The 14021-nt window shown below is 73.6% G+C and carries 13 protein-coding genes; 4 read left to right on the top strand and 9 right to left on the bottom strand.

Annotation, left to right across the window (positions count from 1 at the left end; all coding sequences use genetic code 11):
- Window positions 1–238 precede the first annotated feature (238 nt).
- Together K7I03_RS11965 and K7I03_RS11960 are read left to right on the top strand one after the other, a co-directional pair.
- A complete protein-coding gene (locus K7I03_RS11965) occupies window positions 239–1516 on the top strand; it encodes a L,D-transpeptidase (RefSeq protein WP_185941863.1) in 1278 nt (425 codons plus the stop codon).
- Window positions 1517–1602: 86 nt separating this feature from the next.
- A complete protein-coding gene (locus K7I03_RS11960) occupies window positions 1603–2901 on the top strand; it encodes a DUF2786 domain-containing protein (RefSeq protein ID WP_224347007.1) in 1299 nt (432 codons plus the stop codon).
- 93 nt (window positions 2902–2994) lie between these two features.
- On the opposite strand, the gene K7I03_RS11955 is transcribed toward K7I03_RS11960, so the two are convergent.
- The 7 genes from K7I03_RS11955 to K7I03_RS11925 all read right to left on the bottom strand — a co-directional run bounded on the left by K7I03_RS11955 (window position 2995) and on the right by K7I03_RS11925 (window position 10123).
- Entirely contained in the window at window positions 2995–4389 is a 1395-nt protein-coding gene (locus tag K7I03_RS11955; RefSeq protein WP_185941861.1) for a glutamine synthetase family protein, read from the bottom strand.
- Window positions 4389–5870 (bottom strand): amino acid permease, encoded by a 1482-nt coding sequence (locus K7I03_RS11950; protein ID WP_185941860.1) that lies wholly within the window; start codon window positions 5868–5870, stop codon window positions 4389–4391. The genes K7I03_RS11955 and K7I03_RS11950 overlap by 1 nt, the downstream gene beginning before the upstream one ends.
- Before the next feature lie 200 nt (window positions 5871–6070).
- Window positions 6071–7192, bottom strand: coding sequence for a hypothetical protein (locus K7I03_RS11945; protein WP_185941859.1), 1122 nt, complete (start codon window positions 7190–7192; stop codon window positions 6071–6073).
- Window positions 7192–7662, bottom strand: a complete 471-nt coding sequence (locus K7I03_RS11940) for a hypothetical protein (RefSeq protein ID WP_185941858.1) — start codon at window positions 7660–7662, stop codon at window positions 7192–7194. The genes K7I03_RS11945 and K7I03_RS11940 overlap by 1 nt, the downstream gene beginning before the upstream one ends.
- 108 nt (window positions 7663–7770) lie before the next feature.
- The gene (locus K7I03_RS11935) at window positions 7771–9051 is read right to left on the bottom strand and encodes a helix-turn-helix domain-containing protein (protein ID WP_185941857.1); all 1281 of its coding nucleotides are present in this window, start codon (window positions 9049–9051) and stop codon (window positions 7771–7773) included.
- Window positions 9052–9218: 167 nt separating this feature from the next.
- Window positions 9219–9506, bottom strand: coding sequence for a hypothetical protein (locus K7I03_RS11930; protein ID WP_185941856.1), 288 nt, complete (start codon window positions 9504–9506; stop codon window positions 9219–9221).
- Between the two features lie 95 nt (window positions 9507–9601).
- Complete coding sequence (locus K7I03_RS11925; RefSeq protein ID WP_185941855.1) at window positions 9602–10123, bottom strand: hypothetical protein; 522 nt, start codon at window positions 10121–10123, stop codon at window positions 9602–9604.
- A 431-nt stretch (window positions 10124–10554) separates the two neighbouring features.
- Between K7I03_RS11925 and K7I03_RS11920 the strand changes: the two genes are divergently transcribed.
- Together K7I03_RS11920 and K7I03_RS11915 are read left to right on the top strand one after the other, a co-directional pair.
- Window positions 10555–11805 (top strand): glycosyltransferase, encoded by a 1251-nt coding sequence (locus K7I03_RS11920; protein ID WP_224347006.1) that lies wholly within the window; start codon window positions 10555–10557, stop codon window positions 11803–11805.
- Window positions 11806–11938: 133 nt separating this feature from the next.
- Window positions 11939–12058 carry a SapB/AmfS family lanthipeptide gene (locus tag K7I03_RS11915; protein WP_221902723.1) on the top strand — a complete coding sequence of 40 codons (120 nt, stop codon included), beginning with the start codon at window positions 11939–11941 and terminating at the stop codon, window positions 12056–12058.
- Between the two features lie 69 nt (window positions 12059–12127).
- Here the strand turns inward: K7I03_RS11915 and msrA are convergent, their stop codons facing one another.
- Both msrA and K7I03_RS11905 read right to left on the bottom strand, forming a co-directional pair.
- Window positions 12128–12793 carry a peptide-methionine (S)-S-oxide reductase MsrA gene (gene msrA / locus K7I03_RS11910; RefSeq protein WP_185941854.1) on the bottom strand — a complete coding sequence of 222 codons (666 nt, stop codon included), beginning with the start codon at window positions 12791–12793 and terminating at the stop codon, window positions 12128–12130.
- A 97-nt stretch (window positions 12794–12890) separates the two neighbouring features.
- Window positions 12891–13961 carry a hypothetical protein gene (locus tag K7I03_RS11905; RefSeq protein WP_185941853.1) on the bottom strand — a complete coding sequence of 357 codons (1071 nt, stop codon included), beginning with the start codon at window positions 13959–13961 and terminating at the stop codon, window positions 12891–12893.
- Between the last annotated feature and the right edge of the window lie 60 nt (window positions 13962–14021).

The following is a 14021-nucleotide window of genomic DNA, read 5'->3' as shown; positions in this document are numbered from 1 at the left end:
TGCCGCCGGTCTTCCGGCCCTCTGACCACCCGGCTTGGGCGCAGGCGCCCCGAGGGTCTTTACTGGGTGGTCTTCCCCACACTTTGCGCGTGGGTGGAACGGGCGCGACGGGTCAGGCGTTCCCTAAGCAGTAGCCGGGACCGGTGGGCGCGCGTGGGCGTCCCGCTGTGCCGGTGAAGGCCGAGGGGCCGGAGCGTGCCCTCGTGGCCCGGTCCGGGGATTTTCGGGGTTCAGAGCGATGGAGATGCGTGTGATGAAGGACGGCAAGCGCCGCAAGGGCCTGGTGGCCGCGGCCGCCGTGCTCGGTGGGGTGCTCACCCTCGCCGCCTGCGGCGGTGGCGACGACGGCGACAACAAGGGTGGGGGCTCCGGCAAGGAGAAGTCCCAGCAGAACGTCGACGCGGCAGCCGCCAAGGACGCCTCCACGGCGCAGATCAAGATCACGCCCAAGGGCGGCACCAGCAACGCCGGCACCGCCGTCGACGCCGTTCAGGTCACGGTCAGCGACGGTGAGCTCACGAGCGTCAAGATGACGGACGAGAAGGGTCGCCCGGTCGAGGGGTCCCTCGCGCCGGACAAGAAGAGCTGGCGGCTCAAGAACCCGCTGGAGCGGTCCTCCAAGTACAAGATCGTCGCCGAGGCGAAGGACGACAAGGGCCGTCGCGCCACGGAGAACTCCTCGTTCTCCACAGTCTCGCCGAACAACAGCTTCATCGGCAGCTTCACCCCGGAGAACGGTCAGACCGTCGGCGTCGGCATGCCGGTCTCGATCAACTTCGACAAGCCGATCAAGAACCGCAAGGCCGTCCAGTCCCACCTCCAGGTGACCTCCAGCAGCGGCCAGCAGGTCGTCGGCCACTGGTTCAACGACCAGCGCCTCGACTTCCGCCCGCAGGAGTACTGGAAGGCCAACTCCGAGGTCACCCTCAAGATGGAGCTCGGTGACGTCGAGGCCGCACCGGGCATCAAGGGCCTGCAGAACAAGACCGTCAAGTTCCGGATCGGCCACTCCCAGGTCTCCACGGTGGACGCCAAGACCCACCAGATGACCGTGGTGCGCGACGGCAAGGTCCTCAAGACCATCCCGATCTCGGCCGGCAGCCCCTCCAACCCCACCTACAACGGCAAGATGGTGATCTCGGAGAAGTTCACCGAGACCCGCATGGACGGCTCCACCGTGGGCTTCTCCAAGGCCGACGGCAAGGGCGAGTACGACATCAAGGACGTCCCGCACGCCATGCGGCTGTCCACGTCGGGCACGTTCATCCACGGCAACTACTGGGGCAGCGGCATCTTCGGCGTCGAGAACACCAGCCACGGCTGCGTCGGCCTGCAGGACAAGCAGGGCGCCGACGACCCGAACACGCCGGGCGCCTGGTTCTTCAAGAACTCCCAGATCGGCGACGTCGTCGTGGTGAAGAACTCCGACGACAAGACGATCTCCCCGGACAACGGCCTCAACGGCTGGAACATGAGCTGGCAGGACTGGGTCAAGGGCAGCGCCACCGGCGCCTGATCCCGACCCGTCCCGCCGCCGGGCGGCGGCCGCCCCGCGCGGCCGCCGCCCGGCGGTTTCGCATGAAACACCAAGGAGGGAATCCCGTGGGCAAGCGCCGGGACCGGGAGCGGCCCGAGGAGGCCGCCGGGCCGGGGCCCGCCGTCGAGGCGGCCGTGCGCCGGCTCCGCGCGCTCCCCGCGGACGCCGTCGGGGCCATCGAGGACGCCGCCGACGCCGACGCCTCCGTCCTCGCCGCCGCGCCCGCCGGACCGGCGGCCGTCGGACGCGCCCTGCTCGCCACCGCCGAGGCGGAGCTCCGGCGCGCCTGGGAGCGCGGCTGGCAGCCCGCCGACGTCGTCCGGCTGGCCCGCCGCGACGCCACCGGCCCCGGCCTCCGCTTCGTCCTCGCCGCCGTCGCCGCCGAGGCCCGCCGCTACGCCCCCGGCACGCTGCCCCCGCGCTGGGCCGGACAGCTCCGCGACCTCGACGCGGCCGTGTGGTGGCCGGACGACGACGCCTTCCTGGACGGCTTCGCGCGCCGCGAGCGCCTCAGCCGCTTCGAGACCGTCGCCACCGCGCTCCTCGCCCTGCGCCTCGTCGTCCGCCTGCCGCACATCGGCACCGCCGGGCCGCTCCCCGGCGCCGCGAGCCATACGGACGTGCGGGCCGCCGCCGTCGAGCCGAAGACGCTCGCCCGGATCCGGGCCCTGCTGGCCAAGGCCGAGTCGACGGACTTCCCCGACGAGGCCGAGGCGTTCTCCGCCAAGGCACAGGAGCTCATGGCGCGCCACTCGCTCGACGACGCCCTCCTCGCCGCCGCCGCGGACGCCTCCGCCGCCGACGGGCCGGGGGTCTGCCGGCTCGGTGTCGAGGGCCCGTACGAGTCCGCGAAGGCCCTGCTGCTCAGCGCCGTCGCCGAGGCCAACCACTGCCACGCGGTGTGGTCCGGCGAGTACGGCTTCTCGACGGTCGTCGGCTTCGAGGCCGACCTGGAGCTCGTCGAGCTGATGTACACCTCGCTGCTGGTGCAGGCGGACGCGGTGATGATCCGCGCCGCCGACGCCCACCACCGCGGCCCGGGCGAGCGCGGTGCGAACGAGCGCGGTGCGCGCGCCCGTTCGGGCCGTCGGACGCGCGACTTCCGCGAGTCGTTCCTCATCGCCTACGCCGCCCGGATCGGCGACCGGCTGTCCGCCGCCGCCCGGGACGTGACCGAGCACGCCGCCCGCCCCGAGGCCCTGCCGGTGCTCGCGGCCCGCGACGTCGCCGTCGGCGAGACGGCCGGGCGCCTCTTCCCCGAGACCACCTCGCACCGGCTCAGGGGCCGCGACGCGGAGGGCTGGGCCCGGGGGATGGAGGCCGCCGACGCGGCCCGGCTGGGGCGGCGGCGCCCGGCGGGGTGAGGCCGCCTTCTTAAGGAGGCCGGCACCTCCTTCTTAAGGAGGCCAGCACCTCAAGGGGATGAGAACCTTCAAGTAAGCGGTCTCACCCGCCCCTTACGCATACTCCCACCACCGCCGCACCTCCTCGTCGGTGACCTCCTCGGCCTCCGCCACCGCGCCCAGCGCCTCCACCTCGACCTCGGCCGCCCGCGCGTAGTGCGCGGCGACCTCGTCCGTGAGCAGTTCCCTGGCCAGGGCGCCGGCGCGGAACCGGTCCAGGGCCTCCGCCAGACCCGTCGGCACCGGGGGCGCGTCCTGCCCGTAGGCGCTGCCGGTGACGGCGGGCGGGGGTTCGAGGGTGTGGTCGAGGCCGTGCCGGATCGCGGCCAGCGCGGCGGTGAGCGCGAGGTACGGGTTGGCGTCCGCGCCCGGCAGCCGGATCTCCAGGTGGAGGCCCTTGCCGCGGCCGACGACCCGGACCGCACAGGTCCGGTTGTCGAACCCCCAGGTGAAGGCGGTCGGCGCGAAGCTCTCCGATACGTAGCGCCGGTAGGAGTTGACGTTCGGCGCGTACAGGGGCGTCAGCTCCGGCAGCGCGGCGAGCAGCCCCGCCACGGCGTGCCGGCCCGTCGCCGACAGCCCGCCGCCGGCGTCCGGCACCACCGGCTCGTCGCCCTTGCCGCCCTTGGTGCCTGACCAGAGGGACAGGTGCAGGTGCAGCCCGCTGCCCACCCCCGGCGCCGGGACCGCCATGAACGTGGGCGCCAGGCCCGCCCGCGTCCCCACGTGTCGGACGGCGTGCTTGAAGAGGACGTGCCCGTCGCAGGCCGCCAGTGCCTCGCCGTACGGGAAGGTGATCTCCACCTGTCCGGGCCCGGCTTCGGTCTTGGCCGCCTCCAGCGGCAGTCCCGCCCCGCGCATCGCCGCCCCGAGCCCGCGCAGGAACGCGTCCGTCCGGTCGTCGTGGTCGAGGGCGAGGTCCCGGTTCCGGCCGGTGACGGGCCGCAGCCCGGCGCGTCCGGCCGCCACCGCGTCGTACGACCCCTCGTAGAGGGCGAACTCGGTCTCCAGCCCCGTCCGGACGCTCAGCCCGCGCTCCGCGAGCAGGGCCAGTTCCCGTCGGAGCATCTCCCGGGGCGCCACCGCCACCGGCCGCCCGTCGATCGTCGCGTCCGCGAGCACGAGCGCGGTCCCCGGCCACCAGGGGAGCACCCGGACGGTCTCCGGGTCGGGGGTCAGGTGCAGGTCGCCGTAGCCGGTGTTCCAGGAGGAGAGGGCGTAGCCGGGCAGCGGGCGCATGTCGACGTCGGTGGCGAGCGCGTAGGCGCACATCTGCGAGCCGCCGTCGACGACCTTCTCGACGAAGTGCCCGGCGTCGTAGCGCTTGCCCTTCAGCCGGCCCTGCATGTCGACCAGGGCCAGCGCCACGGTCTCCACGCGGCCGAGCCGGACCTCCTCGCGCAGTTCGTCCGGGGTGAGCCGGCCGTTCGCCGGTGTGGGAGTGTCCATCAGACGATGTCCTCCATGAGCTGGGTGCCGCGGGACGAGGTGTCGTACGTGGGCGTGGTGAGGGAGCTCTTGGCGAACGGCCACCAGGCGGTGGCCAGCAGCAGCGCCGCGGCCAGGGCGATGGAGGCGTAGTTCATCGTCTCCGCGTTGACCGGGCTGGTCTGCGGCAGGCAGAACAGGACGGTCGCGAACGCCACCCAGCCGACGGCTATCCAGCCGACCGGCCGGCTCCAGCGGCCCAGGCTCCACGGCCCCGGGGTGAACCGCTCGGGGTGGCGCAGCCGCAGGAACACGGGGATGACGTACGAGGGCGTGATGCCGATGACGTTGATGGCCGTGACGGCGTTGTAGGCGGTGGTGGAGTACAGCGACGGCAGGGCGAGGACGAAGGGACCGACGACCGCCAGCCACACGGCCGGGTACGGGGTCTGCGTCTTGCTGCTGACCCGCCGCCACAGCCGGGAGCCCGGCAGCGCGCCGTCGCGGCTGAACGCGAACGTCATCCGGCTCGCCGACGCGATGCCCGCGTTGGCGCAGAACAGCTGCGCGCCGATGACGATCAGCAGCAGGAACGTCGCGCCGTTCGTCCCCACGGCGTCGAGGAAGATCTGCGCGGGCGGCACCCCCGCCTCGGCCGTCGTCGTGTAGTCGCTGATGGCGAAGGTCAGACCGGCCAGCAGGACGAAGCCCGCGATCCACGACACCCAGATCGAACGCACCATTCCGCGGGCGGAGGCCATCGAGGCGTTGGTGGTCTCCTCGGAGAGGTGGGCCGACGCGTCGTAGCCGGTGAACGTGTACTGGGCGAGCAGCAGACCGAGCGCCGTCACGTACAGCGGGTTGTCCCACCCGGTGTTGTTCACGAACTTGGTGAAGACGAACGACGGCGACTGGTGGCCGTCCGGCGCGATCCACAGCACGCCGACGATGATGGCCACACCGAGCAGGTGCCACCACACGCTGACCGAGTTGAGGAACCCGACCATCCGCACGCCGAAGAGGTTCAGCACGCCGAAGACCAGGAGGATGACACCGAAGATCAGCAGGGTCGACTCCGGGGTCGGCGCGTGCCCGAACCGCAGCTCGATGAGCGCGCCGATGAACTGGGCCGCGCCGTAGCCGCTGCCCGCGATGCTGCCCAGCAGGCCCAGCAGGTTGACCCAGCCGGTGTAGTAGCCCCAGCGGCGGCCGCCGAGCCGGTTGGCCATGTAGAACATCGCGCCGGAGGTGGGGTAGGCGCTGGTGACCTCGGCCAGCGCCATGCCGATGAAGAGCACCATCAGGCCGACGCCGGCCCAGCCCCACATCATCACCGACGGGCCGCCGGTGTTCAGGCCGAAGCCGTAGAGGGTCATGCAGCCGGACAGCACCGAGATGATGCTGAAGCTGATGGCGAAGTTGCCGAATCCGCCCATGCGCCGCGCCAGCACCGGCTGGTAGCCGAGGTCCCGCAGCCGCTCGCTCTCGTCCGGCAGCCGCATGGAGTGGTCCGGCCCCACTCCTGCTCGTGGTCTCGACGTAAAGGACACAGGACTTACCTCCGAAGCGCTGAACGGGAAGGGTGACAAGGGGGTCTGTTCGGGGACGCTCTGTTTCGGGACGGTCTGTTCGGGGACGGTCTGGCGTTCGCGACGCGGGCGGCGGGGACGGGACGGGGGTGTGGTGGGGGACTACCGGAAGCTCACCGGCGCGGTCCCCCGCCTCCCTGTCCCCCGCCCCCCTGCCCCTCGGCCGCCGCCTCGCACTGGGCGCGGGCCCGGACGATCCACTCGGCCGCCACCTCCTCCGCGGGCCGGCGGTCGTGGGCCTCGGCGCGGTGGATCCAGGGCCGGGTGGCCGCGCACGGTCCCATCGCCGCGAACACCCGGGCGGCCTCGGTGAACCGGTGGGCCGCCCATAAGGCGTGGGCGAGGTGGCTGAGGTCGAGGATCGAGAGGTCGGGCGGGCCTGCCGCGCCACCTCCTGCCGCGTCCGGGACGGGCGTGTCGGAACCCGCCGCGTGGAACCTCGCGTCGAACCAGCCCCACAGGGCGCGTTCAGCGTCCTGGACGGCGTACTCCCCGGCCCAGTACATGTCCAACTCCCGGCCGGGGCCGTGCCGGTCGCGCCACAGCCCCACGCGCACGTAGAGCGGCAGGACCAGCAGCGGCGAGCCGTGCGGCGTCCGGTCGAGCACCCACCGGACGAACTGGTGCGCCTGCCCCCAGGAACCGTCCGCCCGGGTGGCCAGCAGCGTCGTCATCCGGTGGTACGCCTCGCGGTTGCCCGGATCGCGCCGCTCGACCTCGCCCAGCAGGTTCCACGGACCGGGGGCCAGCAGCGGGTCCGGGGCGGGCACCCGGTGCTCGGGGAGCCGCTGGTGCCCGTCCAGCGGGGCCAGGGAGAGCAGGCAGATCCAGGGCACGGGGTCGTCCGGGGACGCGTACGCCGCGACGCGGCACGCCTCCACCGCCTCGTCCCACAGCCGGGCGGCGTCCGGGTGCCCGACGCGGTACGCGCGTACGGTCCGCTCGACCGCCACCCGGGCGTGCATCACGGCCGCGGCGACGCTGTCCGGCTCCTCCGCCCGCCACATCCGCACCATGTCCGTTCCGGCGGCGGCCGCGCCCAGGACCTGGGTGCGGCTCGCCCACCGGCTCCAGTCGCGGGCGAGGAGGGTCCGGTCCAGCAGGTGCCGCATCGACAGCCAGCGTCCGGCGGGCAGGTCGGGCAGCACCATCCGCAGCTCGTCGTCCAGCCCGGCGGGGTCGAAGCGGGGCCGGAACTCGCCCCGGCCGGCGGCCCCTCGGGTGATCGGCGCCATCAGGACGCCACTTCCCCGGGCCGCGCCGCCCGGCTTTCCCGGGACTCCTCCTCGGCGCGGGCCTTGCGCGCCCTGCCGATCGCCTGCCGCAGCGCGTCCGGTCGCGTGGGCGAACGGGGTGCGGCGGGAACGACGTGCCAGTGCAGGCCGGGCGGCCGGGTGCGCTCGGCGGACGGGACGAGGACGTGGCAGCGCGGCCCGAGCGGCACCGTGCCCTGCACCTCCCAGAGGGCTGCCGTGCCCACCGGGACGAGGAAGTACATCCGGGGCTCGGGCCCTTCGGGGTCCAGCACCACCGGGCCGACCGGTTCGCCGGCCTCCCGGAGGAACGCGACCGCCCGCCGGCCGACGGCCTCCCCGACGCGTACGGCGTCCCACCGTTCCCCCGCCGCGCACAGGTGCGGCCCGTCGCCGACGGGCACCCAGCGCGGGGGGAGGGGCTGCCGGGCCGCCGGACGGGCGCTGGACATCGAACGGTCTCCTCTTCCACAACGTGAGGCCGACCATTCCATTCACCGGGCGTTCGCGTGCGGACAGATTGTCCGCGCGTCCTCCGGCGCGGCCCCTTGACACCGCCCTTATGCGGTCCCGACGCCTGCCCAACTGCCGAAGCGCACCAGCTCATTGGGAGGACTCGCGTCCATCCGCAGCAGCGCGGCCGACGTCTCGCGGACGGACGGGTGGAACCGCGTGTGGTTCGGCGCCAGTTTGCGCGCCCGCTTCAGCGCGGCGAACGCCCCGGACCTGTCCCCGGCGGCGAGCCGGGCGGAGGCCAGGTCGATGAAGTGGTGGCTCGACCGCTCACCGGCCGTGCCGGCGGGAGGAGTCCACTCCCCGCCCGGAACCGGCGACCAGCGCGCCGGCAGCGCGAGGGCCCGTTCCGTATCGCCCGTGACCAGCGCCGTGTGCAGCTCGTGGATGCGGATGTTCGTCGGGCCGAACGACATCTCGTACGCGAGGGAGTCGCGGTTCCCGGCCGCCCGTGCCACGTCCTCCGCCTCCCGCAGCCGGTCCCGCGCCCGTTCGGGGGCGTTCTCGCGCGCTTCCAGCACCGCGAGCTTCAGCAGGACCGCTCCGTGGACGGCGAGCACGTCGTCCGGGGCGGCCGTGGCGGGTGCGGCCGTGGGGCGCAGCTTTCCGAGTTCGGCGTGGAGCGCGCGGAGTTGGCGGCGCGCCGGGGCGTACGCGCCGTGGCGGAGCATCGCCCCGGCGACCAGGTATCCGGCCGTGATCGGCAGCAACGGGTCGCCGGAGCGGTCGGCGGCCCACCGCACCCGTTCCAGGGCGGTGTGCGACAGATCGTGGTGGCCGGTCTTGTGCGCCAGGGAGTTGACCGCCCGGTAGGAGCGGGCCAGCTGGCGGAATGCCTCGTACCGGTCGGCCTCCCGGCCGTCCAGGGCGATATGCGTCAACTCCGCGATGACCGGCGCGAGAAGGGGACCCATGGGGACGTACCGGGCGTCCCGCCGGAGGGCCGCCACCTGGTCGACCTCCGAGGCCAGCACCGGCAGCGGGCGGGGAGGCATGAGCAGGTCGTCGGGGCTGTCGTAGCACAGCAGGGCCCTGCGGAGCTCCGGCAGCACGGCGTACACCCCATCGTCCGCTTCCGGTTCACCGTAGTGCGGCTGCCCGGTGAGGGCCTCCGGGCCGAGGTGCAGCGCCTTCGCGAGGGCCAGGACGAGCGCGGCCGACGGCTTCCGCTTTCCCGACTCCAACTTCTGTACGTAGCTGGGGGAGATGGCGGCCTTCTGCGCCAACTGGGCGGCGGACAGCCCGCGCGCCCGACGGGCGATGCGCAGGCGGTCCCCCGTCGTGAGCCGGTGGCGCGACGGCGGGCTGGTCTCGTCGTGATCAAGCACTCGGCCGAGATTACTGAACTGGGGTTCGAGCGCTACCCCTTGCGCGCCCGGATCGGCGGCCGTTTCCGGGTATTTCACGGTCTGTTCGACGCTCATTCGTCGGGAGGGAGCGGCGCGGGCGGCCCTGTCGGGCCACCGGTCACCGGATACCGGGTGCCGGTCACCGGTCAGGCGAGCAGGTGCGCCGCCTGCCACCCGATGACCCCGTGGGCGATCGCGCACGTCGTCCAGCCGGTGGCCCCACGCACTCCATGGCGTACGACGTCCGCCCAGCCGACGGCGAGAAGGGCCGCGGACAGGCCCCAGAAGACCCAGGCGATGACGTACCAGACGGTGGACGGGTCGGTGACGAACGTCAGGCAGACGGTCGGGATGACCGCCAGGAGCGGGAGCGCCCAGGTGCCTTCGCTCGCCTTGTCGTCCGACATCTCCTGATCACCGGCCGGGGGTGTCATGGCTCGCTGTCGCCTCCTCGGGTCGCCCTCATCATGATGCCGTGTGCCGGGGTGGCCGGGCCGCGAGACCGCCGCGGCCCGGCCACCCCGTTCCGTCACGCGCCGGCGGCCACCTTCGGGTCGGGTGCGTAACCGCCGTTGTGGAAGTGCCAGTAGATGTCGTAGAGCGAGTAGCCCACCGTCAGGGACCTGATCGCGGCCCTGACCGGCCAGGGCAGCCCGTTGTACCAGTCCTTGAACGTTTTGTAGGTGCCGGCGACGGCTTTGGCCCAACCGCCGATCTTCTTCATCAGCTTCAGGACCTTCGCCCAGCTCGCCTTGAGCTCCTGGGGGGCCTGCCCGTCGGCGACGGCCCGCAGGTCGGCCAGTTCCTCGGGGTCGAGGGACGCCACCAGCTCCTGGGCCTCCCGCTCGTCGCTGGCGAGCAGCGACCGCGCGGCCTCCTGGGCCTCTGTCAGGGTGACGACGTGCAGGTCCTCCTCGGTGGGATCGTCGAGACCGGCGACGGCCGCGGGCCGGGTGTCCTCGGTCGCGGCCAGGGCGGCGGGGGCCGCGACGCCGATGGTGACGGCGGCCAGGGCGATGACGCCCGCCGAGCGTAGGGTTGTGCGCTTCACGTACACTCCTCCTGTGGTATGCCGGGGAAGAGGGCATGCGGGCGTTCCGGTGAGGATTGCAGCCGATTCGGGACGCGTGCGGCCCTCTTCCCCGTCTTCATGTCCGGCCGTTACTGGGGGACTTGGTGTGGCCGGATGGGGTGCTGTGACGCTAGCTCACTCCTGTGGCGATGCCCCAGGGTGTGGCGTCGTGGCAAAGGTCACGGAACGCGAGGTGCCCGCCAACTGTCCGGCCCGAACGAACAGTTGCATAGGCGACGCATGTCAATGAGCCTGTAAATAAGGCGGGTTGGGATGACGTGACGGCTCGCCGCGACGCGCGCCACGAAAGGGTGGCCCCCGGGTCGGCCGGTATCTGTCGGTCGAACGGGAGTGCGCGGGCTCCCTGGATGTGAGGGCGGCGACCGCCGTCGCGCGGCATACTGCGGACCATGCGAGTGGCGTTGATGACGGCGGGGTCGCGGGGCGACGTGGCGCCCTTCACGGGCCTGGGACGCGGCCTGGCCCGCGCCGGACATGAGGTCACCCTGGTCACCCACGGCTCTTTCGCACCGCTGGCCGAGGCCGCGGGGCTCCGCTTCCACGCCCTGCCGGTGGATCCGCAGGCGGAAATGCACACCGAACAGGGCCGGGCCCTGCAGGAGAGCCCGACGGGCATCGGGCAAATGGCCCGGGTCGGGGCCATGGCCCGGTCGGCCCTGGAGCGGATGCTCGACGATCTGCTCCGGGCGGCCGAGGAAGCCGACGTGCTGCTGGTGTCGAGCGGGCTCGGCACGCTGGGGCACACCATCGCCACCGGGCTCGGCCTGCCGAGCATGGGCGTCTACCTGCAGCCGCACGCCCCGTCACGGGCGTTCGCGCCCCCGCTCCTCGCCTCCGGCTCCTGGGGCGCCACCGCCAACCGGCTGGCCGGGCGGGCCGTGAACGCCGCCGTGGACAGCATCTTCGTGCACGCCGCGCGCACCGTACGCGCCCGGCTCGGCCTGCCGCCCCTCGGCTCGCGCGCCGCCCGGCGGATCCGGGAACGCCAGTGCTGGCCCGTGCACCACGGCTTCAGCCCCCTCGTCGTACCGCGCCCGGCCGACTGGCATCCGGGCCTCACCGTCGACGGCTACTGGTGGCCGTACACCGCGCCCGACGCGGAACTGCCCGCCCGGGTCCGGGACTTCCTCGCGGCCGGCCCGCCGCCGGTCTTCGTCGGGATGGGCAGCGCGACCCTGCCGCACCCCGAGCGCCTCGCCGCGACGTTCGTGCGCGCCCTGCGCGCGGCCGGTCTGCGGGGCATCGTCCAGCGGGGCTGGGCCGGACTGGAGGCCGAGGGCGACGACCTGCTTACCGTCGACGAGCTGCCGCACGCCGTCCTGTTCCCGCGGCTGGCGGCCTTGGTGCACCACGCGGGCGCGGGGACCACGGCCGCCGGTCTGCGCGCGGGCGTTCCCGCGGTGCCCGTGCCCGTCCAGTTCGACGCCTTCTTCTGGTCCGGCCGGCTGGCCGCCCTCGGCGTCTCCCCCGGCCCCGTCCCCCTCCGCCGCCTCACCGCCCCCACCCTCACCACGGCCCTCCGCAGGGCCACCACCGACCCCGGCTACCGCACCCGCGCCCAGACCCTGGCGACCCGGCTCCGCACGGAGGACGGGGTGGCCCCGGTGGTCACGGCGGTGAACCGGCTCGCGGGGGCGTGAGGGGGCGCACCACGGCGGCGGCGCCGGGCCACGCATCCGGACGCCGGGCTCCACGCCTGCCGCTGCCCGGCGCTTCCCCGGTAGACCTCAAAGCGGGATGTCCGTCGCGACGCGGAGAGGGTGAGGGACAGTGGTGCTGCTCGATCTTCAGGTGCTGGAAGCGGAGTGGGACGCGCGGGCGGGCAGGCCGGGAGAGGAACCCGAGGCCGCTTCCGTCCTCGACAGTGCCCTGAGCCTCCTCCTCTGCCACTAGTCCTCCGCCGGCGGCCGAGGACCCGAAGACGGGCACCACAGGTCTGTCCGACGGCTTGGCCGCCGCCCGTCACTCCCCGGCGGGCGCGACCCCGATCGGGCAGCTCACGCCCGTCCCGCCGATGCCGCAGTAGCCGCCCGGGTTCTTGTCGAGGTACTGCTGGTGGTAGTCCTCGGCCCAGTAGAACGGGCCCGCCGGGGCGATCTCGGTGGTGATGTCGCCGTGGCCGGAGGCGCGGAGGACGGCCTGGTAGGCGTCGCGGGAGGACTCGGCCGCGCGCTGCTGGGCGGGGGAGTGGGTGTAGACGGCGGAGCGGTACTGGGTGCCGCGGTCGTTGCCCTGGCGGAAGCCCTGGGTGGGGTCGTGGGACTCCCAGAAGACCTTGAGCAGCGTCTCGTAGGAGACGACGGCAGGGTCGAAGACCACCCGGACCGCCTCCGTGTGCCCGGTCAGGCCGCTGCACACCTCGTCGTACGTCGGGTTCGGGGTGATGCCGCCCTGGTAGCCGACGAGGGTCGTCCACACGCCGGGCGTCTGCCAGAAGCGGCGCTCGGCGCCCCAGAAGCAGCCCAGGCCGAAGTCGGCGACGGCCAGGCCCTCGGGGTAGGGGCCGGCCAGCGGGTTGCCGAGGACGGTGTGGCGGCCGGTGAGCGGGAAGGCCGGTTCGGGGCGGCCCTTGAGGGCCTCCTGCTCGGTGGGCAGACGGTGGTCGTGGCGGAGGTGGGGGAAGAGCATCACGACTCCAGGGCGGCGGTGAACGGTGCGGTGCGGATCAGGGGAACGCGCGGCCCGGGGGTCGGAATTCCCGGTTCTCCTCCCGCCGTCCCCTCGCTCAGAACCCCGCGACCGCCCGCGCCCGGTACGCGGTGTACACGGCGACCGGGTCCTGCTCGTACGTCCACGGGATCGCGCCGATGTGGCCGTCCACCGCCCGCAGCTGCTCCAGGGCCTCGGCGTACCGTCCCGCGTTGACCAGGAACCAGACCAGCAGGTGCCGCACGTGCGGCAGGACGGGGTGGTCGGCGGGAGCGTGGACGACCGCGTACTGGGCCGCCTCGATCGCGTCCCGCACCACGACGCTGTCGTACAGGCCGCGCACCAGGTTCACGTCGGGCAGGTGGTCGTGGACGGCGAAGAGCGGCAGCGCGGGCAGCAGGCTGCCCTGCGGGGCCGCGGCGGCGGCGTGCCGGGCGAAGGCGTCGGCCTGCTCCTGCGAACCGTGCCACTTCGCGCTCCAGTAGCGCAGCGCCACCAGATGAGCCCCCATGTGCCCCGGTGCGCGGGAGAGGACGGTCTCCCAGACGGACTGGAACTCGGCCTCGCCCGCCCCGAGCCCCCGCTCGACGTTCAGCCGGACGATGTACGGGACGGGGTCACCGGGCGCGAGCAGCGCGGCCTCCGCGCACACCGTCCGGGCCTCCTCCAGGATCATGCGGTAGTCCTGCGACGAGGGGTCGCGCATCGCCCGCTGGACCAGGAACTCGGCCTGCACGGCCGCGCCCCCCGCGTCCTTGGGGGCCACCACGCGCCAGTGGCGCAGCCACATGCCGCCGGTGCCGGGCGTCTCGGCCAGCTCCCGCGCGGCCGCCCCGGCCAGCGTCTGGACGCGCTGCCAGCGCAGCTCGGCGGAGCCGTCGGCCGGGGTGCGGGCCAGCAGCTCGGCGGCCGGCTTCCAGTCCTGGGTGCGGCGGGCCTCCTCGACGGCGGCCAGCAGCTCGGGGTCGGGGCCCGGCAGGCGGACGTCCAGCCGCTCGGCGGGGACGAAGCCGTGCCCGTACGACGGGTCGACGGCCGCGCCGGCGCCCCGCAGCGCGTCCTGGGCCGCGCGCCGGCGGCGCAGCGCGGGCGCGACGACGACGCCGCAGACGACGACGAGGGCGAGCAGGATGAACAGAAACTCCATGAGCTGTCCTGGGTGGGAGGGAGTGCGAGGGGGCGCTCTGTAAGGGCCGACTACGTAAGG

This window comes from Streptomyces mobaraensis (assembly GCF_020099395.1).
GTDB lineage: Bacteria > Actinomycetota > Actinomycetes > Streptomycetales > Streptomycetaceae > Streptomyces.
This window is presented reverse-complemented; position numbering and strand designations above follow the sequence as displayed.